Here is a 25,027-nt window from a genome sequence, read left to right as displayed (position 1 = left end):
CCTTGATCGATCTATTCAAATCAGGGTTTGAATTTACCTATAAGGCAGCTTCGGCTGCCTTATTCGGGATTCTGCTCCTGCTGGCGTTTGCACTCACTGCTGCCATGGGCAGTGATCTGTTTTACGGTTTTTACCGTTATGACTATCTGTTATTTTTTGCCCTGCTCATTCAGGTGCTGCTGCTTTATACCAAACTGGAATCCTGGGCCGAAGCCAAAGTGATTGCGCTGTTTCATCTCATGGCCATGGTGATGGAAATCTTTCTGACCCATCCTGCGATTGCCTCCTGGTATTATCCACAACCGGCAATCTTTAAAATTATGACCGTGCCTTTATTTGCCGGTTTTATGTATTCTGCGGTCGGCAGTTTTTTTGCGCGTTCCTTGCGTTTATATCAGGTCTCATTTGAAAAGTTGCCAGGCTTTCGCCATATGTTGCTGCTGGCGGTGTTGTCTTATATCAACTTTATGAGCAAGTTTTTTATTCCTGACTATCGCATGCTTTTATTTGTCTGGAGCGTGCTGATGTTCTGGAAAACTAAAATTCGTTTTCAGTTGAATCAGCACGCTTTTCAGTTGCCAATGTTACCGATCTTGCTGCTGCTGGCCTTTATCATCTGGATTGCCGAGAACATCAGTACCTTTTATCAGATCTGGCTCTATCCAAGTCAGATTGAACAATGGCATATGGTGGGCTGGGGCAAACTCGGGTCCTGGTATTTGTTGTTATTGCTGAGTCTGGTCTTGGTACTGAAGATTTTAGGGCAGCGCAATTTACATGGCGACTGGACGCTGAAAGAGTAATGGAATTATTCAGGTTATGTTTATGTAAAGCATGCATTTTTTCGATTGCGCCAAACCTGACTTATCGCTACTCTGCTGAGTGTGTAAGTCAAATTACATAATGAGAGTAATAACAAAGATTGCATGAGAATAACTGGAGAATAAGTATGTTGAAAAAAATTATGCTGGCGGCAGTATTAGCGACTGGTTCAAGTATGGCGATGGCTGACCGAGATGTCGGCTGTGGTATCGGAAGTCAGGTGTGGGCCGGTCAGACTGGTATTATTCCTAAACTTTTAGCAGGTACCACCAACGTTCTTTTCACGAATCAATGGCTCGGGATCACGTTTGGTACTTTGGGTTGTAGCCAGGGTGGAACAGTCACCGCTCAAGTGGTGACTTTTACCAATGAAAATGCTGAAGCACTGGCGCGTGATATGGCAGTGGGCGAAGGTGAAAGCCTGAATGTTCTGGCCGAACTTCTGAATATCAAATCTGAAGACAAAGGCCATTTCTTTAACATTTCCAAGCAGAATTTTTCTGAAATCTATTCCGAACAAAACCAGAATACCCTTCAAGTTCTGAGTTCATTACAAACAGTGATGGCCAAAGATGAAGTATTGAAATCTTATATCTGATCCGCACTTTGAAAACCCTGCTGCTCTGGCAGGGTTTTTCTTATGACTCAAAGAAATTGACGAGAATAAGTTAACTGAATGAAATATGCGTTCTTCATGTTGGGTCTGGCCTTCAGTCCCTTAAGTTTTTCAAACGAAATTAATCCAGATATCCAGCATTATCTCGATCAGGCCAAAAGCAAACGTCTGGATCAGAGCACCACCTGGCAGCGTCTGATGTATGCCAATTCTAAAGGCCACAGCGAGGTCGATTATTCAGGCTATTTTCTGGCAGAGCAGGGAAAGACTGATCTCAAAAAAGAAATACAGCATAATATTCAGGCCTTATTTGGCAGTACAGAACCGAATCAGTCCATCCGTTGTAAGTTTCCGGCCCGAAGCAGCTGGTTAATGCAGCAGCTGGATATTTCCGAACAGCAATTACCTGAAGTGAGTTGTCCGGATTTTGATCGATGGATTGCTGAGGTCAAGCCCTATCAGGCCACGCTGATTTATGCCACAGATTTTATGGGCAATCCCAGTTCGATGTTCGGGCATACCTTGTTGCGTCTAGATCCCAAAGATCAACAGCAGCTCAACCTGATTTCCTATGCCGTTAACTATGCCGCAACCGTCGACGGCAATGACAACTGGTCATTTGCCTGGAAAGGACTGACCGGACAATATCTGGGTGAATATTCCCTGATGCCGTATTATCGCAAGGTCAAAGAATATGGCGACTTTGAAAGCCGGGATTTATGGGAATATGAATTAAATTTAACGCCGCAAGAGACCCGGTTTCTGGTGCAGCATCTTTGGGAAATGCAGAAGGTGAGTTTCCCTTATTATTTTATCAACGATAATTGTGCTTATCGCCTGCTGGGGCTATTCGATCTGGTGCGTCCTGAGTTGAATCTACAAAAACAGTTTAATTCGACTGCCATTCCGATCGAAACCTTGAAAGTGGTAGAACAGCAGGGCTTGATCAAACAGAAAGTTTATCGTCCTGCCCTGGAAACACAGTTGCTGGCTCAATCTAGACAGCATGGCAAAGCTTTGGCAAAAAAGGCTCATCAGCTGGCTTATGCAGAAACAGGTACCATGCCTTCAATGTTGCAAACTTATCCGGCAGAGGATCAGGCCAAAGTGCTGGAAATGGCCTATGATCATCTATATCTGGATTTTCTCAGACAGAAAGTAGATGAGTCCTTTGCCCAGCCACGTTTTCGCAAGTTATTGGGCTTAAGAAGTCAGCTGGCTATCGAGAAACAGCGTCAAGCACCTGAGCGTCCGAAAACAGATCCAGTACAAAGTCATCATGCACGAAATATCAGTTTTGAGGCCGGACAGGTTCAGGGTGAATCCTTTGTTCAGCTTGGGCATCGGCATGCCTATCATGATTTAATCGATCCACAGGGTGGTTTGCGTACCGGCACACAACTGCTGTTTCTGGATGGGGCATTACAATATCGTAATAGTGAACTCAAACTGGAACATCTGGATTTACTGGCCGTCAATTCCTATAACCCGATTAATCCATTTAATACGCCCTTATCTTGGGGTTTTAATCTGGGCTGGACACAGGAAGCCTTAGACCGTCATGGCCAGTTTAGCGAAGAGCAACAGCATGGCGTCGCCGGTTTTAAGACCCAAGCGGGCTATAGCTGGGCAAATGCGAGCCGCGAACATTTGTGCTATGCACAAATGCAAACTCACGTTCAGGCGGGCAAGGCGCTCGATCAGGGTTGGCGCGTAGGAGCAGGGCCAACTTTGGGCTGCCAGAATATCTGGACTGATCAGATCAACAGTCTGGTGCAAGTGGAACTGCCTTATTGGGAAGATTCGCATCGCTGGCATCTGAAGCTAAATACCCAATTGCAATATGCCTTTACTGCACAGAATGCGGTTCGATTGTCTTGGGAATATCAGCAACAACAGGCGAAAGACTGGGATCAATGGAGTTTGGGCCTGATCCGTTATTTTTAAACGGCTTATATATTTTAAGGGCTAGTTTACGAAACTTTTCCTGTGAATCATCGATCAGTATAATTGGAATAATCTTGTCGATATTTTAGTTAACGCACCCGAATTTTGTTATATTTGTCACATAATGTTAGTGCAAATTGCAGTGTTTTGGGGAATGGGGCGTATGAATAATGAATGCATGGCAATGCTGGCCGAACAATGGAGGCAGATCTGTCAGAATTATTCAGCAGATGATCTATTGCATGCATTTCATTTTGTTCAGGAACATTCTGTTATTCTGGTCGAAGAATTCTATAAGAATATGCTCTTAGAAAAAGAATCGGCCCAGTTCCTGACCGAACAGATGGTTCAGCAGCGTTTGCGTAATACTTTGATTCAATGGCTGTCAGAAAGTTTTAGCGTACCGATCAACAAGAGTTATGCGCAAGCCGTACAAAAGCAGGCGATGGTTGGACATGTACATGCCCGGGTCGGTATACCTTCTTGGTTAATCATGCGTGGTGTTCGCGAAATTGAACGCAAGGTTTTTGAACTGTTGCAAGCATCTTCTCAAAACAGCATGTTGACCGCCTGCAGTTATATTGTGCAAATCATGGGCTTTGCCACAGAAATCATGTGCCGTTCTTATGAAGCCAAAACAGCCATGAATCAGGAAATCAAACACAGTTACCGTGTTTTTTCAGCCATGCAGGATGTAGCGGTACAAAAAGACAAACAGCGCAGCTCATTGCTGGACTGGGAAAATGAACTGATGTTTAAGGTCTTTTCGAGCCCTGACAATTTAAAGCATCCGATGTTGTCCAAATCCGAGTTCGGTTTATGGTTTATCCATAAAGCCTCTTATGCTTTTACCGGTTCGGACCAGGTCGATTTAATCATTGAGCGGATTTATCAGATTGATGCAATTAATCAGACCATCATGGATTGTACGGATAAAAATAATGTCTTGGGGCTGATTCAACAAATCCGTGACTTAAACCGTGAAATTCAACTGCTGGTCGATCAGTTATTTCAGGTTGCGGAATATATTGAATCAGGCAATGATTCATTGACCCAGTTGTTAAATCGCCGTTATTTAAATACGGTGATTTCCCGTGAAATCACTTTTTCCCGTAAAAATCATACACCTTTGTCTTTACTTGCGATGGATGCCGATTTCTTTAAAAGTATCAATGATAAATTTGGACATGCCGCAGGTGATCTGGCACTTAAATTTATTGCCGAAGCGCTGCAAAAATACAGTCAGGGCAGTGATTATGCCTTCCGGGTCGGTGGGGAAGAATTCTTATTGTTGCTGGTCGACACAGATAAACAACGTGCCTTAAGTATTGCCGAAAGTATTCGTAAATATGTTGAAAATGGCATGATTAAAACCGCGCAAGGACAACAGTTTAAAATCACGATCAGTATTGGATGTACGCTCTATGACGGGCATCCGGATTATCAGCGATTTTTAGATGCTGCGGATGCCGCACTGTATATGGCGAAAAATACCGGTCGTAACCGGGTCTATATGGCACAGTCACCCTCAAATCCAGTGGGGCAGCAATGATCCAGCTAGCTTAAAAGTTTTATTCCTCTGCCGTATGTTGCTGGATAAATGCCTGAAATTTTCGCTTTTGCTGAATATAGTCTGGATGGTTTTTCGCATCATTCCATTTTTGTTTAAAAATGTTGGCGGCCGCTGCTTTGACCGGATCTTCGTGGCTGCGTGGCAATTCTGAACGGCCATGTGCGCCGCTTAAGCCTTTCTTATCTTTCGGAACCGGCCCATCATATTTTTTACCACCTTTATGGTTGGCGTAACGGCGGGCACGGGTATAACCCATCTGTAAAAACTTGCGTGCCATGTCCGCACCGATAAAATCATCTTGTTTTAAATAAGCTAGGAATAGCTGATAAATTTTGTCACTGCTGGCTTGGGCTTTTTCTTCATCCGCAAAGCGCCAGTGCGGCAGAATTTCAGATTTATAAGGCTCCACCAATAATACGCCTTGTTCTCCTCGGCCAATTCGGTACAACTCGGGCCGTTTGCGAAAATTAATCTTTTCGAAGTCCAGAGAATAATCAAAACTATTCGACACCACCCGTGACTGACGTTTTGGCGGCGGATTTTTGGCTGCTGGACTCATATCTTTGCCTTATATTTAGAAGAGTAGATATCACCCAATAAAGAACACACTAAAAAATATAAAATAATTCTACTGATCTACTCACCCGAGATCAGGATCAAGAAAAGCCCCAGTCATGGGGCTTGGATTTTACTTTGACTTTTTCGAACTGGTCTTCGAGGTTTTGGCTTTATCAGACTTGCTCTTGGACGAAGTGCTTGACTGCTTTTTGGCCGGTGCTGATTTTTTTGAAGAAGATTTTTTCGTCTTGCTGTCTTCATCTTTGCTCTTATTGCTGCTTTTCGCTTTAGCCGGTTTTTTCGCTGAAGATGTTTTCAGGTCTTTGGCTTTATCGCTGCCTTTAGAACTCGCACTTTTCTTCGCCTTTACTTTTTCATCTTTACTGGCATTCTCTTTTTTAGAAGATGCTGCTTTAGATTTAGCACTTTCAGCTTTTTTGCTGACTTTGCGATCGCTGTCCTTGTCACTGCTTTTGTTCGACTTCTTCAGTTTTTCATCTTGCGTCTTTTTAGCAGTTTTTGCAGATTTTTTGCTGTCTTTGTCCTGATTGTTTTTGCTATTCGCCATGGTCATTTTCCTTGTCATTAAAAATCAAGCAGAAAGATATAAAGCTGTTTGCTGTATATCAACGTCAATTTACTTTAAGCGAGGACTAACTGGATTAAAACTTTATCATGTATCTAAATGTAGGCTTGTTGCAAAGATAAGCAGCAATTGTTTAGCTGCAAGTATAACGAATGCAAATTTGGTCAACAGCAGCTGTGATATCGATATTCTCTGACCAGAGCAGTTTATAAGAAATTAAAAAAACCCCGAATGATCGAGGCTTTAAATAACTGGCTTTTAAGGCTTAGTAGCTTTCTGGCACTGCACTTAAAAACTCACGGCGGGTTTCTTTATCGGTTTTAAAATCACCAATAAAAGAAACTGTACGTGTGGTCGATTCCTGTTTGCCCACACCACGCATCATCATGCACATATGTGCAGAATCAATCATCACGGCGACACCACGTGCTTTGGTGATTTCCGCCACTGCTTCTGCAATTTGCTGGGTCAAGTTTTCCTGGATTTGCAAACGACGCGCAAACATTTCAGTAATACGGGCAAATTTGGACAGGCCCAAGACATGACCTTCTGGTAAATAGGCGATATGGACACGGCCATAAAATGGTAATAAATGATGTTCACATAAGGAATAGAATTCGATGTTTTTGACCAGCACCATTTCACGGTTGTCGGAAGGAAAGACCGCTTTGTTGGTGACTTCTTCAAGTGTCTGACTATAACCCGAGGTTAAATATGAAAATGCTTTGGCAGCACGCACAGGCGTATCTTTGAGACCAGGGCGATTGAGATCTTCGCCAACGGCAGTAAGAATGTTTGCGTAGGATTGCTGCATAGTCATATGACGTATTCACTTAAACTGAGAATGAACAAGGACGGCATTGTAGCAGAAAACTTTTACAATGCCTTGTTTTGAGGCGAAAACCGGTTACTGTTTAAACTTTGGATTCTTTTCTGCACGTTTTAGCAGAACCAGAACTGCACCAGTACCGCCTTGTTTTTCAGGCGCACTGACAAAAGCCAAAACATCGCGATGCTGACGCAGCCAACCATTCACATAGGTTTTTAAAATCGCTTCCGGGCCTTTACCGTGTACGATCTTAATCACGTTCTGGTTTTCATCTTTGGCGATCTGGATAATTTGTAGCACCGCCTGACGCGCTTCTTCCACGGTACAGCCATGCAGATCCACAGCTTCAAACCAGCGTAAATTGCCGGCTTTTAAGTCTTCAAACACTTTATGCTGCAAGGTGGCAATGCGATAGCTCAAGTTGGCCTGACTCCCGACAGGATTGAGCATGGCCTGCGTGTCCGATAATGCCATGGCATCTGTTTCCATCGGGCCAGTCGCCGCTGCACGCTTTGCCAGGACTTGTGCATCCGGTTTTTTCTTGCGCGGTTTGTCCAATTGAACGGTATTTCCCGATTCAATTTTTTGCACGCCCTGCATTTGTTTGCGGAATAATTCCAGTTCTTCTAAAGCTTCTTGCTCGACAGTCTTTTCAACGGGTGCAGCAACAACCGCAGGGCTATGCGGCTGTGTAATTTGCTTCTTAAAAGATTTCAGCAGGTTGTACTGATCTTTAGATAATGAAGAATCGTGTTTACTCATAATGTAAAAACAAGGAAGATGCGGAATTTAACAGAATTATAGTCTGAAAATAGATAAAGGAGAAATGAATTGCTTGCATGGCATGTCTCGGTATTTATGAATTCACATGATGCTATTTCTTTTCTTATCAATCCTGAAAATAAAAAAGCCCAATCCTGAGATTGGGCTTGGTCTAAGTATTAAACTAGTCAATAGTTAAACCGATTCAGGCTCACCAAACAGGTTACGGAATGCATGATCAGGTCGAGGCTGTTTCATAAAACTTTCACCGACCAGAAAGGCATGAATATCATGCTGTTGCATCATCGCCACATCGGCAGGGGTAGCAATACCACTTTCAGTGACTAACAGGCGAGAGGGATCGAGTAAGTTCTTTAAACGAATCGAGGTATCTAAATCGACATCGAAGGTTTTTAAATTACGGTTATTCACACCCAGCAAGCAGCGATCTGAAAGTTTCAGCGCACGTTCCAGTTCAGCTTCATCATGTACTTCAACTAAAACATCTAAATTATGCTCAAAAGCAGTCTTCGACATTTCTTCCAGTTGCTGATCTGACAGACATGCCACAATCAGTAAAATACAATCTGCATCTAAGGCACGTGCTTCAATGACTCCATAAGGATCGATCAGGAAATCTTTGCGCAGCGCCGGCAGGTCACAATGCGAACGGGCAATCTGAATATTTTCATCTGCACCCTGAAAAAAGTCCACATCGGTCAGGACAGATAAACATGCGGCACCCGCATCTTGATACTGTGCTGCAATTTCTGCAGGATTAAAATTCTCACGAATAATCCCCTTAGATGGTGAGGCTTTCTTGATTTCAGCAATTACACCCGGACGTTTTGACATTAAAGACTGGGCAAAACCACGCACAGCTGATGCACCTTGAGCCAGCTCTTCCAGATCTTTATAGCTTTTCTGCTTTAAACGTAGAGCAAATTCTTCCGTTTTACGGTCAACAATCTTGCCTAAAATTGTATTTGCGATATCCACCATGATCAAAATTCCTGACCGAATTAAGCTTCGTATTGTTTAATGGTTTTGGTAAATTCAGACAGCACACTCATTTTCTCCAGAGCCTGGCCGCCATAAATAATGTCATGTGCCAATGCAACACCATGTTTATAGCTGCTGGTCAAACCGGAAACATAAATACCTGCACCGGCATTCAGGGCAATCATATTGGCCGCTTTATCACCGATCTCTGATTTTTTCTTGCCCAATGCATCCTTGATTAATGCCAGACTCTGTGCAGAATCTTCTACAATTAAACCAGTCAAGGTTTGAGATTCGATATTAACCAATTCAGGGGTAATTTCCCATTCAGTCACTTCGCCATTTTTTAGCTCAGCCACATACGTTGCAGATGCAAGACTGATCTCATCCAGCCCGTCGCGAGAATGCACCACCATCACATGTTCAGCACCGAGCTGTTTCATCACTTCTGCAATCGGACGACACAGTTCATTGGAAAACACGCCAATGACTAAGCGATTGACGCCGGCCGGATTGGTCAGCGGGCCAAGTAAATTGAAAATGCTGCGAATACCCAATTCTTTACGCGGGCCGATTGCATATTTCATGGCTGTATGATGATTCGGTGCGAACAGAAATCCGACCCCCACATCACGGATACAACGCTCGGTTTGCTGCATATTCAGGTCAAGATTAATCCCAGCCTGTTCCAGTAAATCTGACGAGCCTGATTTGGTCGAAACGCCACGGTTGCCATGTTTAGCAATGGTTGCGCCTGCTGCTGCGATCACAAATGCAGACGCGGTAGAGACGTTAAACAGGTTTTGACCATCACCGCCTGTACCGACAATATCGACTAAATAGGGAATATCGCTGACATCAATTTTGGTAGCCAGTTCACGCATGACCCGTGCGGCTGCGGTAATTTCATCAATGCTTTCGCCTTTAAGGCGCAAACCCATCAGCAGGGCACCAATCTGGGCATCAGTGGTTTCACCTGACATGATGGCACGCATCACGTCTTGCATTTGATCCTGAGTCAGGTGAATGTTTTTGGTAATATTGTTTAAAGCTTGTTGAATATTCATAAGATGTTCTTAGGCATAAATTTCGAGAAAGTTTTTAAAGATTTGATGGCCATGCTGGCTCAGGATCGATTCAGGATGGAACTGCACGCCTTCGACCGGCAATGTCTTATGTTTTACCCCCATAATTTCTTCCATAGAACCATCGGCTTCATTGGTCCAGCAGGTCACTTCCAGACATTCAGGCAAGGTGGCTTGATCAATCACCAGGGAATGATAGCGCGTTGCAGGAAATGGCGACGGAAGATTGCTGAAAATCCCGGTATCGCTGTGGTACATATCCGACAGACGGCCGTGCATGACACGTTTGGCACGTATGATGTCACCGCCAAATGCCTGACCAATACTCTGATGGCCGAGACAAACGCCCAATAACGGAATTTTTCCAGCAAAATGCTGAATCGCAGGAATCGAAATGCCTGCTTCACTCGGCGAGCATGGGCCGGGGCCAATCACTAAATACTTGGGTTGCCATCGCTCTATATCTTCCAATGTCACGGCATCATTACGGACTACTTTTACTTCTTGATTCAATTCGCCAAAATATTGAACGATGTTGTAAGTAAAGGAGTCATAGTTGTCGACCATTAAAAGCATGAGCTTAACCTATTGAAATTAATGCACTTAACTGTGCTAAAGTTGTCCAGATCGTACTTTATTTGCGCTTATTGCAAGCACGGGTGTGACACGACTAAATCATTGATTTCATTGTGTGAAAATAAAGCACTATTCATCATAGCAAAAAATAGCCGTATTCGGCGCAACAATTTTGCTCAATTTATTTGCTTTAAAAGCATCTGTATCAACTGAAATAAAATTTTAATCATGATTTAAAGTAATAGACTTACTTAAAGAGACTTTAGGCTGTGTATTTTTTAGGGAAAAATTGATAAGTTAAAAATAATCAGCAATATTGATCTAAAGTTTGTTGAAAAAAGCATCACTTGAATAATAGAAATTTATATAGACTATGGTGTAGAAAGTATATTTAAAGAAAATGCCTCAAAATATTCACTGAGCAACTGCATGTTGCAGATCTCTGTTTGTCTCAGACCATAAGAAAACGGTCAATTTTTTAGCAACATATGGGTGTTTTTTAAACAAATACACGAAAAAGTAGCAAATTTTATATAAAAAACTATGTTTTTAATACACTTCTATAGGTGATTGCACTATTTAGGTGCGCTAAAAAATAAAGCAGAAATAAAATAAATGAAGAATGCCTGAATATAGTGCATTTAGTTTCTCAACTAGTATAATAGTCGCAAAGTATTTTTGTCACTTCATGATTTCTTATATAGATTTCAAGATTTTATCTATACTTTGAATAGTTGGTACGGTAATTGCTTAATGACTACCAACTACTAACACGCACGTAACGAGTGCAACAAAAATTCATCGGAGCAAAATGAGCATGGCGAACAAAGTCCTTCAACTCATCCAAGAAAGTGGCGCGAAATGGGTCGATTTCCGTTTTACGGATACTAAAGGTAAAGAACAACATGTGACTTACCCAGCAGATACAATCGACGAAGATACTTTTGAAGACGGTAAAATGTTCGACGGTTCTTCAATTGCTGGTTGGAAGGGCATCGAAGCATCTGACATGATTTTACGCCCAGATGCAGAAACCGGTTTCATCGACCCGTTCTTTGCCGAGCCTACAGTTGTTGTGACTTGTGATGTGATTGAGCCTTCTACAGGTCAGGGTTATGACCGTGACCCACGTTCGATTGCTCGCCGTGCTGAAGAATACCTAAAATCAACAGGTATTGGTGATACAGCATTCTTTGGCCCAGAACCAGAATTCTTCGTATTTGACGAAGTAAAATGGGAAATCGATATGTCTGGCGCGCGCCATACATTGATCGCTGAAGAAGCTGCCTGGTCAACCAACAATGACTACGAAGGTGGTAACTCTGGTCACCGTCCACGCGTAAAAGGCGGTTACTTCCCGGTTCCTCCAGTTGATTCTTCACATGATATGCGTGCAGATATGTGTGCCAAAATTGAAGACATCATGGGCCCAGGTCGTGTAGAAGTACATCATCATGAAGTTGCATCTTGCCAGTTAGAAATTGGTGTAAGCTTCAACACCATGGTTCGTAAAGCGGACGAAGTTCAACAGTTTAAATATGCGGTTTGGAACGTTGCGCATCAATATGCGAAAACAGCAACCTTTATGCCTAAACCAATGGTTGGCGATAACGGTTCTGGTATGCACGTTCACATGTCGATCTCTAAAGATGGCAAGAACCTGTTTGCTGGTGATGAATATGCAGGCCTTTCAGAAATGGCATTGTACTTCATTGGCGGTATTATCAAACATGCGCGTTCATTGAATGCATTAACCAACCCTTCTACAAACTCGTACAAGCGTCTGGTTCCGCATTTTGAAGCACCGATTATGCTTGCTTACTCAGCGCGTAACCGTTCTGCATCTATCCGTATTCCTTACGTGTCAAGCCCGAAAGGCAAGCGTATTGAAGCTCGCTTCCCAGATCCGATGATGAACCCCTACCTCGGTTTCGCGGCATTGTTGATGGCAGGTATCGACGGTATTCAAAACAAGATTCACCCAGGTGAAGCGGCTGACAAAAACCTGTACGATCTTCCTCCTGAAGAAGAAGCGAAAATCCCGACTGTGGCGCATAGTCTGGATATGGCGCTTGAAGCACTTGAAGTAGATCATGATTACCTGCTGAAAGGTGGCGTGTTCACGAAAGACATGCTTGATGCCTATATCGAACTTAAAACTGAAGAAGTGCGTCGTTTAAACACGACCACTCACCCAGTTGAATTCGAGATGTACTACAGCCTGTAATTCTTTCAAGAATTTCACTGTAAAAAACCCGCGCATGTCGCGGGTTTTTTCTATACTGGGTTAATATAAAGCAAAGAATGTTGAATTAGATTGTTATGACTAAACCACGTAAAAAACATACCGGATTTTTTCCTTGGAATGATCCTAAAGACCATGCGCAAGGTTTTAAGTTAAATTTTTCTGAAGTTACGTATTTGGAAGTAGGGCGTACCATTGAAGGTTATAAACAAGCACAGTTTGTTGAACTGAAAAATCCTGAACTGGCACTTACATTTGACTATCCAAAAGAGTTTTATTTAAGCGCTGAAGGCTTAATTTTAATTAAAACACCCCAAGGCAAATTTGAAGTGATTGCTAAAGCAGATAACTGTTAAACATGACGTATTTTTCTAAAAATCAGCATGCCTTGATGCCCACTATGTCTGCTGAGCTAAAACCATGGCTGTATGCATCAGGTTCTCTGACACAGCAATTGACCGGCTTGGCGCAGGGACAATTTCATGTTGAGCCTATTCAAGAGCATTTTCAGCGTTTAAGCTTCGCCAATGCCAAATGGATGCAGATGTCACATCAGCATACTTCCTGGGTGCGGGAAAGCTATCTCTATGGTTCAGAACAGTCGCCCTGGGTGAAAGCAAAGAGTATTTTTCCAATTTTAAGCCTGCAAAAAAAAGCCCGAATCTTTCAGCATATTGGGACTAAGCCAATTGGCTGGTTCCTGTTTCAACGGACGAATCCACTCTGCCAGCGTCGGGTCATTCTTTTAGAAGAGGGTTGGACGCGTCAGAGCTGCTATACTTGGCACGGCTGTAAATTTATCGTACAAGAAACATTTTTACCGGCATTTGAACACTTTATACAAAATTCAAGGGCTTGACTTTATATGGCAACTGCACAAGCAATAACCTGGCGTGAGCGTCTTGGCGCCTATTATTATCTTTGTCGTTTTGATAAACCGATTGGTACTGAACTGGTCTTTTGGCCAACCTTGTGGGCGTTATGGATTGCTGCTCAGGGGATGCTACGCATTGAAATTTTAATTCCCATGATTTTGGGTGTGATTTTTATGCGGGCGGCGGGTTGTGCCATCAATGATTTTGCTGACCGTAAAGTCGATGCGCATGTGGAGCGTACTAAAAACCGACCACTAGCGACCGGAGTCATCAGCGCCAAAGAAGCGGTGATGGTATTTCTGGTTTTGGTGGCTGCCAGCGCCTGTCTGCTATTTTTCTTGCCGATCGAAACTTTTTACTGGTCATTTGGGGCTTTGCTGTTAGCGTTTATTTATCCTTTTATGAAACGTTATACCCATTTGCCTCAGGTATTTTTGGGTGCAGCATTTTCCTGGGCCATACCCATGGCCTATACCGCTGTTGGGCAAACACCTGATCTGACTTGCTGGTTATTGTATTTTGGTAATCTGGCCTGGACTGTGGCCTACGATACTCAATATGCGATTGCAGACCGTGAATATGATTTAAAGATTGGAGTAAAATCAACCGCAATTCTGTTTGGTCGCTATGATATTCCAATCATTAGCACCTTGCAGGCGAGCAGTATTTTATTGATAGGTGCTGCACTTTGGCTGGAAAATTTATTGATTCCATTTGGCTTGTTAGCACTTTTGCTGGTTGCTGCTGATTTTATTTACCAATGGTTTAAAACTCGCGATAAAAATCCACAGCTATGTTTTTGGGCATTCCGTCATAACCGTTGGATTGGCCTCATTATTTTTGTGGGAATATTGTTTGCTCTAAGATAATTACCGTATGTCGGATAACAACAAAAGCATCCTATAAAGGATGCTTTTTTTATGATTAATTTTGAGTGATCTCGATTAAGAGATAGGGAATAACAATAAAAGGATAGAAATATGTAGAACAGTTATAAGAAATTGATGTTAGGTGTGCTGTGTTCCTCGGTACTATTTTTATCTGCGTGTAACGATGATGATAATGATTTCTTTGTCCCGCAGCCTCAGGTTTTTCTCGGTGAACAAACGTATACCCAAGATGTTATGTCTCAAGCATCAAGTATTCGGGTTATGCGCTATAACATGCCAAATGTACAGAATAGGACTGCAGAAGCTACTGCCTTGGTAATTTATCCGCGAACACAACAACCACGAGATGGTTGGCGTGTTGTTGTCTGGGAGCACGGTACAGTAGGGAGCGGTGATAGTTGTGCACCAAGTCGAAATACTTTTAACCCACGCTTTAAAGCCATGGCTGAGAGTCTGCTTGCCAAAGGCTATGTGATTGTTGCTCCTGATTATGAAGGATTGGGTACACAGGGCATTCATCCTTATTTACATTTAGAGAGTGCGGCACAATCTGCAATTTATGCAGTGAAAGGATTTAAGCAACAGCAAGGGAATAGATTTAATGGAGCTTGGGTTTCTGTGGGTCAATCACAAGGGGGGCATGCTTCGCTTGCAACGGCAGAATTTGCAGGAAATGATCCAAACTATAAGGCAGCGGTTGCTGCGGCACCAGCCTCCAGCCTAGGTTATATTATTGGTACAGTTGCCCCACAAGCTTTAAATCGATTAGTTTTCGGTGAGGGTGCTGGTGTTGTTCCGGCAGGAACTGCCAAAGCTGTGTATTCAGAATTACTTGCTTATGCAGCATATGTGGCAGTTGGAATTAAAGCTTATGAGCCAAATTTTGTATATCAGAATATTTTTGAATCCAGTGCAAAACTGGTTGCTGAGCGTGCAGAAGGAACCACTGGTGAAAATGGCTTGTGTCTAGGCGATTTAATGACAGAGTTTAGTGCAGATATCGATCAATGGTTGCGGCAGAATCCTGGAAGAACAGTAGCTGAATATCCGGGGTTGATAGATGCTTTTGATCAAAACAGATCTGTGAAAGAATTTTTGGTGGAGAACCAACCCGCGACTAAAAAAATCAGTGTACCAGTCATGATTATTCAGGGTAAGGAAGATATGGCAGTACCTTATGATGTTACAGATGTTTTGCAAAAGAATTTGGCAGCTTTGGGTACAGACGTGACTTTCCTAGGGATTGAGGGCGCAGGACATACTCAAGCAATTGTAGAAAAGAATGCTGAACTGGTTGCATTTATTGAAGAGCATATGCCAGCTAAGTAAAGAATAGAGTTATTAAGATCTACAAAGGAGCTTCGGCTCCTTTTTTACAGTAAAACTTTTCAAAGACTTGAGCTATGACTTTATTTTGTTATATTGAGCAGTGCAATTAAGTGAAGAAATTAAAGTAGGTTTGTTATGTCTGAGCAGCCGCAGCCCCGCAGTGTTAAAAAGCTGGTAATTTTAGGTGCGCTGGTATTATGTATACCGATATTTTTGGTGAGTATGGCTTTTCTTGCGGTAAATAGTGATGCTAAAAATCAGGAAAAATATAAACAGCAGCAGGCAGAAATGATTGCGCGCATCGAAGCGCGAGAAGCTGCGGAAAAGCTCAAAGCAGAGCAAGATACAAATTCAACCCAAGCTGCATCCGAAAGCGCAGTAACCTTACCTTAAATTATCTCAAATCTCTTTGCAGTTGTCTGATGCTTGGAATCTGAGTGTATCGAATCACGGTATAGCCTGCTGCAATCAGCATAGCATCCCGTTCAGCATCTTCCTGCTCTTTGCCAATGTGGCTGGTTTTCCTAATTGATAAAATGATTGTCAAATAAGAACAGAGATTGTAACTACAATTTTTTTTTTAAATACAAAACTGAAATATTGCTTTAAGTTCAATTTAGAAGATTGGTGGCAGTCCAAATGGAAAAAGTTAGGTGTATTTATGTAATAGCCCCCAATTAAAACGGACACTTCTCAATTAAGACCTAGTCATAGCACTAGGGTTAAGGAGTGTTCTATGCAACGTATTGAAGTTATTACATCAGTGCAGCGTCGTCGACGTTATTCAGGTCAGGAAAAAGCGCAATTTGTTGCCATGACCATGCAACCAGGTTCATCCGTTTCTTCTGTTGCCAGACAGTATGGTATCTCTCCAAGTTTGCTGTTTAAATGGAAAAGACTTATGCAGGATGGTGGAGTCACTGCCGTGGAAGCCGATGATCAGGTCGTCAGTGTGTCTGACTATAATTCGCTGTTAAAAAAGTCAAACAGCTGGAGCAAATGCTGGGACGCAAAACTGTAGAAGCTGAAATTCTCAAGGGTACCTTAGAGACTGCCCAGGCAAAAAAGTACATATCGCACATGCCCTTATTGCCACACGACGATACCCAACACAACAAATAGCCCTGAGCTTAGGGGTATCGAGATCAAATCTCTATCGGCGACTGAAGCAGCCAGAAGTTGCTTCTCACGCGAGCTGAACCATTAAAGAATGACCGGACGCATGATGGGAAAGTTGCAGTATCTATTTCAAACAGACGCTGGTGTTAGGATGGCTTTGAGATTAAATGTTGGAATTGTGAGAAAGTACGGGTGATCTTTAGCCTGGATTGCTGTGATTGGGAAGTCATGAGTTATATTGCAACCACTACCGACATCAGTAGTGATGTGATGTACTTGTACAGAGTATGGAAAAACGCTTTGGTGCAGTCAGTTATTTGCCTCAGCCGGTTGAATAGCTGACAGATAATGGCAGTTGTTATATTGCGAAATCGACACAGCAATTTGCGCATGCACTTGGCTTTCGGATCTGTACCACACCGATCAGAAGTCCACAGAGCAACGGGATGGCGGAAGCCTTTGTGAAGATATTCAAACGGGATTACGTCTATTTGAATGATGTGCCTGATGCTGAAACCGTAATGAAAGCTTTGCCGATATGGATAGAAGATTGCAATTGCAATCATCCGCATAGTGGATTAAAAATGAAATCCCCTCGTGAGTTCAGGTCGCTAAAATTAGCGAGTTAACTGTCCGTTTTTGTGGGGGCTAATACAATTTAAAATCATTAGACTTCTTCAATGCACGAAACAGACTGTGCAAGAATTTAATTAAATTAAGATTATTCAGAAAAGTATTCTGACAAGAAATTGATGAAATTGCTGTCAATGGCATTCAACCAATCATAAAGTTCGATGAAATCTAATCTTCTTTCAAAATTCTCAACTTTAGCCACATATGATTGAGGCTTTTTTAAAGACGAAGCTAACTGTACCTGAGTCATTTTTTTCGACTCACGTAGTCCTATCAATTTGTTAATAACTTTCCTATATCTAGGATCATGTATTGAGCTCATGGCTCAAAATGTTGTACTATCTTTATTAATATCCCAAAATAGGATATTTTTTATTATTGTACACTGGGTGTTTTATTTTATGTCATTAAATCATAAACTTAGTTATCATTTGATTGAATATCTGTCGAATCAAAATTTTAGAGACAGTGAGTTTAAAGAAATTTTTAATGGTTTTAAAAAAGAAAACCCAGAGTTTTCGTCGAATAATAGTTATCAACGTACATATCGTATTATAAGGGAGCTAGTAAATTGTGATTTGATGATTCTTAAACGTACTCATCATAATTACAGATACACTTCAAATTACTCAGTTTCATCGCTAAATAATTTTTTGTTAAAACAAGATATTACGATCGATTTTAAGGATAAATTGAAAAGTGAATTTGCTGAAGTGAATTTAAATATAGAAAAAATCCGTCTAGAAATTAATTTTTTTGATAAATATATGAAAGAGTATCCTATCTTAAAAGACACTATCCTTCAGTTTAAAAAGAAAAGTCAGCAAAAACTGACTTATTTAGAATCTCAAATTTGTGTTTTAAATATTATTAGGACAAACGTTTAATATGACTTTATTTTCGTGTGAATGCTAACAACCTAAGCTGGATTTTGATTATTTAAGATTTTTGAATAGTTCTCAGATGAATGCTATCTGTTTTTTGATACGGGTATTTGCTACGAGAAGTTTGATCCTCAAAATTTAGAATGCTTTTTATGTATGATGTTTGACTTTCAGTGAATATCATTGGATCAAAAGATTTAGTGTAATTTATCATAAATAAACTTTATGAAATTTAATATCAAAGAAGAGATCAAGCTACATCTAAAATTTTAGCAGTCCAACTCATAATAATTAAATTACCCCATAAAATTAATAGATGGAGAGGGTAAGAAATGAAGATATAAGCCTTATTAAAAAATTAAGTGTTTATATCTATGAATTAATTAGAATTTTTTCTTATACGCAAATTTTAAATTAAGTCTAATCAGCAAGAACACTCTTTTTATTAATCATAGATCTTCTACTGTTAAAAAAACACTTATTGACATAGGTCGAAATGCAACCTAATATGCAATCAATCAGTTGAATGCATAGCAGTTCTACTGCGAAAATTTAGTGATGACAGGCGGCCACCTGTCATCGTATTCAAAACTATATAACGCGACTAAACATTAGGAGTTAAGAACAAATGAAAGTATATCAGATCAATTATGACCTGCGTAAACAACGTAACTATGAAGAGCTGGATAAAAAAATTAAGGCTTATGGAACATGGTGTCGACCATTAAAGTCTTGTTGGATTATTGCTTCAGAAAAGACTGCTATGCAGATTTTAGATGATCTTAGACAGGCTTTAGATGGTGATGATGGCTTATTAGTCACACGATTGAATCCAGAAGCCGCTTGGATCAATTTGGATGATGATAAAGATAATTCTACAACCGATTGGCTTAAGCAAGTTGTTGGTAAAGCATCGTAAGTAATTTGAGCCAAGGATGGCTCAATCTCTTTCAGAGTACATATTTATGTCAAATATAAAGAAAGTCGTAAAACTGAGCGATCTTGCAGAGATCCGCACAGGTTTTACATTCCGTGAAAAGGTTGAAGAAGTCGAGTCAGGCAATGCTCACGTATTGCAGATCAAAGATATTCGTAACATTGCAACGGATACATGTGGCTATACACTTTTTGCTGATGCTTTACCGCAAATTGATTGGCAGGGTAAAAATAACGCAATCGTATCGCCTGAGTCTGTGTTGTTGCCCTGTCGTGGAGAGTATCTCAAGGCACATTATTTTGTAGGTCATCAAGATCAAGCAAAAGCACTACCACTCATTGTGAGTAGCCAGTTTTTGATTCTCATGCCAAATCAAAATGTACTGTCTGAATACTTATGCTGGTACTTGAATCAACCTCATGTGCAATACGAGTTACGCAAAGAAAGTCAGGGTTCTAAGATGCCGATGCTGAGCGTATCTACAGTTAGCCAGTTCGAAGTTGAAGTCCCTAGCTTGGACATTCAGCAACGCATAATCGAATTAAACCGTATTTGGGAGCAAGAGCAGATCTTGACCCAACAATTACTTAAAAATCGTGAACAAATGATGATGGGCATGTTTAAACAACTGCTCCAAGGAAATAAATAATGGTTACTCAAATTAATCAAGATACCGTCAATAAAGCCCTTTGGTCGGCATGTGATGTATTCCGTGGCACGGTGAGTGCAGATACCTACAAAGACTATATTTTGACAATGTTATTCTTAAAATACATCTCTGATGTATGGCAAGACCATTATGATAATTATAAAAATGAGTATGGTGATGAGCCTGAACTGATTGAAGAAATGATGAAAAACGAGCGTTTTGTACTCCCTCGTGAATCTAATTTCTATACCTTGCATGAGCATCGCTTTGAGCCCGGCAATGGTGAACGTATTGATATGGCTTTACATGCACTTGAAGAAGCCAATGGTACAAAGCTTAAAGATGTAGGCAAAAGCGTTTTCCAAGATATCTCTTTTAATACCGATAAATTAGGTGAAGAAAAGCAAAAAAATACCATTCTAAAAGACCTTTTAGAAGTGTTTGCTGTGCCTGAGTTGGATCTCAAACCAAGCCGTGTCGGTTTACTTGATGTTATTGGTAACGGTTATGAGTTTTTGATTAAAAACTTTGCTGCGAGTGGTGGTCAAAAGGCAGGTGAATTCTATACACCACCTGAAGTATCGGACTTAATTGCTGAGTTACTTGATCCACAAAAAGGTGACAGTATTTGTGACCCAGCATGTGGTTCTGGTTCACTGTTAATGAAGTGTGGTCGTAAAGTTGTAAGTAATCACAACAGCAAAGAATATGCACTCTACGGGCAAGAAGCGATTGGTTCAACTTGGTCTCTGGCTAAGATGAATATGTTCTTGCATGGTGAAGATAACCACAAAATTGAGTGGGGCGATACGATTCGTAATCCAAAATTATTGGATAAGAATGGCGACTTGATGCTGTTTGATATTGTGACTGCAAACCCGCCATTCTCATTGGATAAATGGGGCTATGAAGATGCGGAAAATGATAAGTTTGGTCGCTTCCGTCGTGGTTTACCGCCAAAGACCAAAGGCGATTATGCCTTTATCTCGCACATGGTCGAGACGCTAAAACCTGTTACGGGGCGTATGGGGGTTGTGGTTCCGCATGGTGTGTTATTTCGTGGCTCTTCCGAAGGGAAAATTCGTCAGAAGCTGATTGAAGAAAACTTATTAGATGCGGTGATTGGCTTACCTGAAAAGCTGTTCTACGGTACGGGTATTCCTGCTGCAATTTTAATTTTCAAAAAGCGAAAATCTGATGATTCGGTTTTGTTTATTGATGCAAGTAGTGAGTTTAAATCAGGTAAAAATCAAAACAACTTAACAGAAGAGAATATTGCCAAGATTGTTGAAACCTATCGTGCTCGTAAAAGTGTAGATAAGTATGCGTATTTGGCGACTTTGCAGGAAATCAAAGACAATGATTACAACCTAAATATTCCTCGTTATGTGGATACCTTTGAAGAGGAAGCTGAGATTGATTTGGTTGCTGTACGTGCTGAGCGTGAGCAGTTAAAAACTCAACTTGCTGAGCTTGAAGTTCAGATGGCGAAGTATTTAGAGGAGTTGGGTTATACATCTAATATAGGAGGTACTAAATGAAAGTACCTGAAGGTTGGAATGTTAAGCAAGTAGGAGATTTATTTGAGCTTCAATTAGGTAAAATGCTCAATAAAGAGGCTCTGAAAAAAAATCCACAATTTTATTATCTTGGTAATTCTAACGTTCAATGGGGACGTTTTGACTTAACTGATTTAAAAAAAATGCATTTTAATGATAAAGATATCGTTAAATTTAATTTACAAGCAAACGATATTCTCGTGTGTGAAGGTGGAGAGGTCGGACGTTGTGCGATATGGAAAGAAAATCATAAAACTATTTTTTATCAAAAAGCCTTACATAGACTTCGTTCTAAAGGTGAAATAGTTCCAGAATTCTTTCAAAATTATATGGAGAAAATTGCAGGTACTAAATTACTTGATAATTATACGACAAGAACGAGTATTGCACATTTAACACAAGAGAAACTTTCTGTACTACCTGTATATCTTCCACCAATTGAGGAGCAACAGGAAATAGTACAGATAATCTCAACTTGGAATCAAGCGATTTCAGCTACTGAAAAACTGCTAGAAAATAGCCAACAGCAGAAAAAAGCGTTGATGCAACAGTTACTCACGGGCAAGAAGCGTTTGCTCGATGAGACAGGGGTGAAATTTAATCTTCCTTGGGAAAAATATCGTCTTGGAACATTGTTGAAAGAAGAGAAGCAGCGTAATAAAGATAACTTAATATCTCGAGTGCTTAGTGTGACAAATCATAGTGGCTTTGTTTTACCTGAAAACCAGTTTTCAAAGCGGATTGCTAGTGATGAAGTATCTCATTATAAAGTGGTAAGAAAAGGCCAATATGGCTATAACCCATCACGTATTAATGTAGGTTCATTTGCCAGACTCGATCAGTTTGAGAATGGTTTATTAAGTCCTATGTATGTTGTTTTTAGTATCACGTCTCCATCTTTAGATAGTGATTTTTTCCTTTACTGGATGCAGTCAAACGAAGCGAAACAACGTATAGATAATAGTACCCAAGGTTCAGTTCGTGATTCTGTCGGATTTGATGCTATCAGCAGTTTTGTTTTTAAACTACCTGAACTACAAGAGCAACGAAAAATTGCAAAGGTTATTGCATTAGCAGATCAAGAAATTGATACCTTACAAAAAAAACTCAATTGTTTAAAGCAAGAGAAGAAAGCTTTAATGCAGCGATTGTTAACAGGTAAAAGAGGGGTAAGTGTCTAAAAGATGGTGAATAAATCTAGTAAACCAAAAGAAATTACAAGAGCTATTAAAGATTCAGTTAGATCTATGCTCTGGGGAAGGGCTGCAGGTCGATGCCAATTTAATGGATGTAATCGCCCTTTATACAAATCGCCTATTACGACAGAAACAGTAAATATTTCTGAAGCTGCACATATCTATTCATTTTCGGAAGATGGTCCGAGAGGATGGGGACCTTTTGTTCTCAATAAGGACAAATTAAATGATATAGATAATCTGATGCTGATGTGTCATGACTGTCATAAAACAATTGATCAGGATAAAGAAGGAATACGTTATTCGGCAGATATTTTGCGTCAATGGAAAAAAGAACATGAGGAGCGAATTTGGTTAGTGACTAGTATTGGTCCTAATAATAAATCTCATGTTGTTCTATACGGTGCAGATATTGGTAAAGAGAAATCGCCACTCCAATTCAAAGAGGTTGTACATGCAATGTTTCCGCGACGGTTTCCTGCGGAACAGTCTATAGAATTATCTTTATCTAGCGAATTAATTGATAGTACGGATCAATATTGGGACTTTCAAGCACAGAATCTTGAAAAAGTATTTGAGCGAAAAGTGAAAAGTGTAATAGAAACTACTGAAAACGTTAACTTTTCTTTATTTAGTTTTGCTCCTATGCCTTTGCTCATAAAATTAGGGACATTATTCACGGACAAAATCGCGGTTGAAACATATCAGCCAATCCGTGAGCCAAAAGGATGGATGTGGCAGACCAGACCTGATGATTTCAGTTTTGTTATTTCTAAGCCAGAGAGTATTCAAAAGAAAAAACCAGTATTAATTTTATCGCTAAGCGCTGAAATCTCTAGTGAGAGAATAACCACTGTTCTTGGATTGGATGTTGAGATATGGAAAATTTATACGCCATCTCCTCATCAACATAATGATTTTATTCGCTCTCCGGAACAATTGTCTGAATTTCGTAGTGTTGTTCGCAAAACTTTAGAAGAAATTCAGTCTATTTATGGGTTAGATGAGCCTCTGCATTTATTTCCTGCAATGCCTATTTCATGTGCAGTTGAATTTGGCAGAGTACGAATGCCTAAGGCTACAATGCCTTGGATTATTTATGATGAAAACAGACAACATGGAAGCTTTATTAAAGCATTAACGATTTAATGGGGGATATAGTGAATATTTTTAATAAAGAAATTCTTTTACAAAAACTAATCGATAATCTTGATCTACCTGATTCTGCTTATGAAAAAGCTATTGATCGTTATCAAGATATTGGGGAATGGATTGGCCGCCCAGAATCATCTTGTTCTGAGTTTGAACCACACACTTTTCCCCAAGGTTCTTTTCGTTTAGGCACTGCAATTAAGCCTTTAAATGAAAATGAAATGTATGATCTAGATCTAGCTTGTAATTTTAGATTTGGTATTCAACCTCTTACACACTCTCAAGAAGAATTGAAAACTTTAGTAGGTATAGAACTAGAAGCATATCGGGTTGCAAGAAATATTAAATCTGATCTAGAAGAAAAACATCGATGCTGGCGATTGGAATATGCTGATCATATTCACTTCCATATGGATATAGTTCCGTGCGTACCAGCTAATGTAGCTAGAAAAGGCATGCTTTTTGAGTCTCTTCGTCAATATGGCACAGATCAAAATTTGGCGGGAAATATATCAGAAAAAGCAGTTTGTATTACTGATGATAGACATCCAGCTTATGAAGAAAAAGGAGCTGATTGGCAGATTAGTAACCCAGAAGGATATGCCCTATGGTTCAGTTCTCGAGTGAAATTAGGCTTAACAACGAGATCTTTATTTGAAGCATCTCAGGTAGATGAAGTTCCTCTTTACAAAGAAAAAGCCCCATTGCAGAGAGCTATACAACTTCTAAAACGGCATCGAGACAAGATGTTTGCAAAAAATCCTGAATCGAAACCTATCTCAATTATTATTTCAACGATAGCAGCACAGTCATATTCGGGAGAACAGACCATAGAAGAAGCTCTACGGAAAACACTTATGGGATTGAAGCAATTTGCTGATTCTGGCTTAGAGGTGGTTCCAAACCCAGTAAATCCTGATGAAAATTTTGCAGATAGATGGAATATGCCAGAATGTGCTGATCTACAGTTGAAAAGAAATTTTGTCCTCTGGGTGAGTAGTGCTCTACGTGATTTTAACTTTATTCTTAATGATAATCAGGATATCTCTGTACTATCAGAGACTATCGAAGACCGATTCTCAATCCGTATTAATCAAAAGGAGATTAGTCAATTTTCAGGAAAAAATGATCAATTGATAGCTTCCAATATTTTAACACCTAAGAGGATTGAAAATGTTGTAGCAAAACCATGGAGACATTGAG

25 protein-coding genes and 2 pseudogenes are annotated in these 25,027 nt (G+C 40.5%); 18 read left to right on the top strand and 9 right to left on the bottom strand.

Translation table 11 applies throughout. The features are described 5' to 3' along the window. Positions 1-2: 2 nt before the first annotated feature. From FTU82_RS01555 to FTU82_RS01540, 4 genes are all read left to right on the top strand, one after another. On the top strand, positions 3-803 hold the full coding sequence (locus tag FTU82_RS01555; RefSeq protein ID WP_005096399.1) for a DUF817 family protein: 801 nt from the start codon (positions 3-5) through the stop codon (positions 801-803). Positions 804-949: 146 nt separating this feature from the next. Beyond that, entirely contained in the window at positions 950-1,420 is a 471-nt protein-coding gene (locus FTU82_RS01550; protein WP_005096400.1) for a DUF3015 family protein, read from the top strand. A 78-nt stretch (positions 1,421-1,498) separates the two neighbouring features. Further along, positions 1,499-3,385 carry a DUF4105 domain-containing protein gene (locus FTU82_RS01545; RefSeq protein WP_180085210.1) on the top strand — a complete coding sequence of 629 codons (1,887 nt, stop codon included), beginning with the start codon at positions 1,499-1,501 and terminating at the stop codon, positions 3,383-3,385. Positions 3,386-3,548: 163 nt separating this feature from the next. After that, the gene (locus FTU82_RS01540; RefSeq protein ID WP_180085212.1) at positions 3,549-4,937 is read left to right on the top strand and encodes a diguanylate cyclase; all 1,389 of its coding nucleotides are present in this window, start codon (positions 3,549-3,551) and stop codon (positions 4,935-4,937) included. Positions 4,938-4,956: 19 nt separating this feature from the next. Here FTU82_RS01540 and FTU82_RS01535 read toward each other — a convergent pair whose 3' ends face one another. The 7 genes from FTU82_RS01535 to FTU82_RS01505 all read right to left on the bottom strand — a co-directional run bounded on the left by FTU82_RS01535 (position 4,957) and on the right by FTU82_RS01505 (position 10,356). Further along, complete coding sequence (locus FTU82_RS01535; RefSeq protein WP_180085213.1) at positions 4,957-5,517, bottom strand: DUF4385 domain-containing protein; 561 nt, start codon at positions 5,515-5,517, stop codon at positions 4,957-4,959. A 129-nt stretch (positions 5,518-5,646) separates the two neighbouring features. Continuing rightward, the gene (locus tag FTU82_RS01530) at positions 5,647-6,084 is read right to left on the bottom strand and encodes a hypothetical protein (RefSeq protein ID WP_005096405.1); all 438 of its coding nucleotides are present in this window, start codon (positions 6,082-6,084) and stop codon (positions 5,647-5,649) included. Between the two features lie 283 nt (positions 6,085-6,367). Next, positions 6,368-6,916 (bottom strand): GTP cyclohydrolase I FolE, encoded by a 549-nt coding sequence (gene folE, locus FTU82_RS01525; protein WP_005096407.1) that lies wholly within the window; start codon positions 6,914-6,916, stop codon positions 6,368-6,370. 93 nt (positions 6,917-7,009) lie between these two features. Then, positions 7,010-7,693, bottom strand: coding sequence for a Smr/MutS family protein (locus FTU82_RS01520; protein WP_005096408.1), 684 nt, complete (start codon positions 7,691-7,693; stop codon positions 7,010-7,012). 195 nt (positions 7,694-7,888) lie between these two features. Beyond that, on the bottom strand, positions 7,889-8,695 hold the full coding sequence (gene trpC, locus FTU82_RS01515; RefSeq protein WP_005096409.1) for an indole-3-glycerol phosphate synthase TrpC: 807 nt from the start codon (positions 8,693-8,695) through the stop codon (positions 7,889-7,891). A gap of 20 nt (positions 8,696-8,715) precedes the next feature. Beyond that, the gene (gene trpD / locus FTU82_RS01510; RefSeq protein WP_005096410.1) at positions 8,716-9,762 is read right to left on the bottom strand and encodes an anthranilate phosphoribosyltransferase; all 1,047 of its coding nucleotides are present in this window, start codon (positions 9,760-9,762) and stop codon (positions 8,716-8,718) included. A 9-nt stretch (positions 9,763-9,771) separates the two neighbouring features. Beyond that, positions 9,772-10,356 (bottom strand): aminodeoxychorismate/anthranilate synthase component II, encoded by a 585-nt coding sequence (locus FTU82_RS01505; protein WP_005096412.1) that lies wholly within the window; start codon positions 10,354-10,356, stop codon positions 9,772-9,774. 811 nt (positions 10,357-11,167) lie between these two features. Between FTU82_RS01505 and glnA the strand changes: the two genes are divergently transcribed. The 6 genes from glnA (at position 11,168) to FTU82_RS01475 (ending at position 16,088) form a co-directional block, all read left to right on the top strand. After that, positions 11,168-12,583, top strand: a complete 1,416-nt coding sequence (gene glnA, locus FTU82_RS01500; RefSeq protein WP_180085215.1) for a type I glutamate--ammonia ligase — start codon at positions 11,168-11,170, stop codon at positions 12,581-12,583. Positions 12,584-12,678: 95 nt separating this feature from the next. Further along, positions 12,679-12,957, top strand: a complete 279-nt coding sequence (locus tag FTU82_RS01495; RefSeq protein ID WP_074383029.1) for a hypothetical protein — start codon at positions 12,679-12,681, stop codon at positions 12,955-12,957. Positions 12,958-12,992: 35 nt separating this feature from the next. Then, positions 12,993-13,460 carry a chorismate lyase gene (locus FTU82_RS01490; RefSeq protein ID WP_034609065.1) on the top strand — a complete coding sequence of 156 codons (468 nt, stop codon included), beginning with the start codon at positions 12,993-12,995 and terminating at the stop codon, positions 13,458-13,460. Between the two features lie 6 nt (positions 13,461-13,466). Next, the gene (gene ubiA, locus FTU82_RS01485; RefSeq protein ID WP_180100978.1) at positions 13,467-14,345 is read left to right on the top strand and encodes a 4-hydroxybenzoate octaprenyltransferase; all 879 of its coding nucleotides are present in this window, start codon (positions 13,467-13,469) and stop codon (positions 14,343-14,345) included. A 135-nt stretch (positions 14,346-14,480) separates the two neighbouring features. Beyond that, positions 14,481-15,695 carry an alpha/beta fold hydrolase gene (locus tag FTU82_RS01480; RefSeq protein WP_180100977.1) on the top strand — a complete coding sequence of 405 codons (1,215 nt, stop codon included), beginning with the start codon at positions 14,481-14,483 and terminating at the stop codon, positions 15,693-15,695. Positions 15,696-15,830: 135 nt separating this feature from the next. After that, entirely contained in the window at positions 15,831-16,088 is a 258-nt protein-coding gene (locus tag FTU82_RS01475; protein ID WP_005096421.1) for a hypothetical protein, read from the top strand. 1 nt (position 16,089) lies between these two features. On the opposite strand, the pseudogene FTU82_RS01470 reads toward FTU82_RS01475, so the two are convergent. After that, positions 16,090-16,251: pseudogene (locus FTU82_RS01470) on the bottom strand (DUF559 domain-containing protein); the annotation flags it as partial. Positions 16,252-16,431: 180 nt separating this feature from the next. Between FTU82_RS01470 and FTU82_RS01465 the strand changes: the two are divergent. Beyond that, positions 16,432-17,443 (top strand): annotated as a pseudogene (locus tag FTU82_RS01465) (transposase). Positions 17,444-17,535: 92 nt separating this feature from the next. On the opposite strand, the gene FTU82_RS01460 reads toward FTU82_RS01465, so the two are convergent. Beyond that, a complete protein-coding gene (locus tag FTU82_RS01460; protein ID WP_180100976.1) occupies positions 17,536-17,769 on the bottom strand; it encodes a helix-turn-helix transcriptional regulator in 234 nt (77 codons plus the stop codon). Positions 17,770-17,848: 79 nt separating this feature from the next. Between FTU82_RS01460 and FTU82_RS01455 the strand changes: the two genes are divergently transcribed. The 7 genes from FTU82_RS01455 to FTU82_RS01425 all read left to right on the top strand — a co-directional run bounded on the left by FTU82_RS01455 (position 17,849) and on the right by FTU82_RS01425 (position 25,026). After that, entirely contained in the window at positions 17,849-18,334 is a 486-nt protein-coding gene (locus FTU82_RS01455) for a hypothetical protein (RefSeq protein ID WP_180100975.1), read from the top strand. A 625-nt stretch (positions 18,335-18,959) separates the two neighbouring features. Continuing rightward, positions 18,960-19,250, top strand: a complete 291-nt coding sequence (locus FTU82_RS01450) for a hypothetical protein (protein WP_180100974.1) — start codon at positions 18,960-18,962, stop codon at positions 19,248-19,250. Between the two features lie 46 nt (positions 19,251-19,296). Next, the gene (locus FTU82_RS01445; protein ID WP_180100973.1) at positions 19,297-19,917 is read left to right on the top strand and encodes a restriction endonuclease subunit S; all 621 of its coding nucleotides are present in this window, start codon (positions 19,297-19,299) and stop codon (positions 19,915-19,917) included. Then, positions 19,917-21,458, top strand: coding sequence for a type I restriction-modification system subunit M (locus tag FTU82_RS01440; RefSeq protein WP_180100972.1), 1,542 nt, complete (start codon positions 19,917-19,919; stop codon positions 21,456-21,458). The genes FTU82_RS01445 and FTU82_RS01440 overlap by 1 nt, the downstream gene beginning before the upstream one ends. After that, positions 21,455-22,657, top strand: coding sequence for a restriction endonuclease subunit S (locus FTU82_RS01435; protein WP_180100971.1), 1,203 nt, complete (start codon positions 21,455-21,457; stop codon positions 22,655-22,657). Before FTU82_RS01440 ends, FTU82_RS01435 begins: the two co-directional genes overlap by 4 nt. Before the next feature lie 3 nt (positions 22,658-22,660). Further along, entirely contained in the window at positions 22,661-23,821 is a 1,161-nt protein-coding gene (locus tag FTU82_RS01430; RefSeq protein ID WP_180100970.1) for an SAVED domain-containing protein, read from the top strand. 11 nt (positions 23,822-23,832) lie between these two features. Beyond that, the gene (locus FTU82_RS01425; RefSeq protein ID WP_180100969.1) at positions 23,833-25,026 is read left to right on the top strand and encodes a nucleotidyltransferase; all 1,194 of its coding nucleotides are present in this window, start codon (positions 23,833-23,835) and stop codon (positions 25,024-25,026) included. Position 25,027 lies beyond the last annotated feature (1 nt).

This window comes from Acinetobacter sp. YH12151 (genome assembly GCF_013418355.1).
Classification (GTDB): Bacteria; Pseudomonadota; Gammaproteobacteria; order Pseudomonadales; family Moraxellaceae; genus Acinetobacter; species Acinetobacter pseudolwoffii.
Note: the sequence above shows the minus strand (reverse complement) of the source record. Positions and strands in the feature narration are given on the sequence as shown.

What these genes read in the sequence shown, in the direction of transcription:
- FTU82_RS01550 (WP_005096400.1), top strand. Translation starts at nt 950, where the DNA reads ATGTTGAAAAAAATTATGCTGGCGGCAGTATTAGCGACTGGTTCAAGT.
- FTU82_RS01545 (WP_180085210.1), top strand. Translation starts at nt 1,499, where the DNA reads ATGAAATATGCGTTCTTCATGTTGGGTCTGGCCTTCAGTCCCTTAAGT.
- FTU82_RS01540 (WP_180085212.1), top strand. Translation starts at nt 3,549, where the DNA reads ATGAATAATGAATGCATGGCAATGCTGGCCGAACAATGGAGGCAGATC.
- FTU82_RS01535 (WP_180085213.1), bottom strand. Translation starts at nt 5,517, where the DNA reads ATGAGTCCAGCAGCCAAAAATCCGCCGCCAAAACGTCAGTCACGGGTG.
- FTU82_RS01530 (WP_005096405.1), bottom strand. Translation starts at nt 6,084, where the DNA reads ATGGCGAATAGCAAAAACAATCAGGACAAAGACAGCAAAAAATCTGCA.
- folE (WP_005096407.1), bottom strand. Translation starts at nt 6,916, where the DNA reads ATGCAGCAATCCTACGCAAACATTCTTACTGCCGTTGGCGAAGATCTC.
- FTU82_RS01520 (WP_005096408.1), bottom strand. Translation starts at nt 7,693, where the DNA reads ATGAGTAAACACGATTCTTCATTATCTAAAGATCAGTACAACCTGCTG.
- trpC (WP_005096409.1), bottom strand. Translation starts at nt 8,695, where the DNA reads ATGGTGGATATCGCAAATACAATTTTAGGCAAGATTGTTGACCGTAAA.
- trpD (WP_005096410.1), bottom strand. Translation starts at nt 9,762, where the DNA reads ATGAATATTCAACAAGCTTTAAACAATATTACCAAAAACATTCACCTG.
- FTU82_RS01505 (WP_005096412.1), bottom strand. Translation starts at nt 10,356, where the DNA reads ATGCTTTTAATGGTCGACAACTATGACTCCTTTACTTACAACATCGTT.
- glnA (WP_180085215.1), top strand. Translation starts at nt 11,168, where the DNA reads ATGAGCATGGCGAACAAAGTCCTTCAACTCATCCAAGAAAGTGGCGCG.
- FTU82_RS01495 (WP_074383029.1), top strand. Translation starts at nt 12,679, where the DNA reads ATGACTAAACCACGTAAAAAACATACCGGATTTTTTCCTTGGAATGAT.
- FTU82_RS01490 (WP_034609065.1), top strand. Translation starts at nt 12,993, where the DNA reads ATGCCCACTATGTCTGCTGAGCTAAAACCATGGCTGTATGCATCAGGT.
- ubiA (WP_180100978.1), top strand. Translation starts at nt 13,467, where the DNA reads ATGGCAACTGCACAAGCAATAACCTGGCGTGAGCGTCTTGGCGCCTAT.
- FTU82_RS01480 (WP_180100977.1), top strand. Translation starts at nt 14,481, where the DNA reads ATGTTAGGTGTGCTGTGTTCCTCGGTACTATTTTTATCTGCGTGTAAC.
- FTU82_RS01475 (WP_005096421.1), top strand. Translation starts at nt 15,831, where the DNA reads ATGTCTGAGCAGCCGCAGCCCCGCAGTGTTAAAAAGCTGGTAATTTTA.
- FTU82_RS01460 (WP_180100976.1), bottom strand. Translation starts at nt 17,769, where the DNA reads ATGAGCTCAATACATGATCCTAGATATAGGAAAGTTATTAACAAATTG.
- FTU82_RS01455 (WP_180100975.1), top strand. Translation starts at nt 17,849, where the DNA reads ATGTCATTAAATCATAAACTTAGTTATCATTTGATTGAATATCTGTCG.
- FTU82_RS01450 (WP_180100974.1), top strand. Translation starts at nt 18,960, where the DNA reads ATGAAAGTATATCAGATCAATTATGACCTGCGTAAACAACGTAACTAT.
- FTU82_RS01445 (WP_180100973.1), top strand. Translation starts at nt 19,297, where the DNA reads ATGTCAAATATAAAGAAAGTCGTAAAACTGAGCGATCTTGCAGAGATC.
- FTU82_RS01440 (WP_180100972.1), top strand. Translation starts at nt 19,917, where the DNA reads ATGGTTACTCAAATTAATCAAGATACCGTCAATAAAGCCCTTTGGTCG.
- FTU82_RS01435 (WP_180100971.1), top strand. Translation starts at nt 21,455, where the DNA reads ATGAAAGTACCTGAAGGTTGGAATGTTAAGCAAGTAGGAGATTTATTT.
- FTU82_RS01430 (WP_180100970.1), top strand. Translation starts at nt 22,661, where the DNA reads ATGGTGAATAAATCTAGTAAACCAAAAGAAATTACAAGAGCTATTAAA.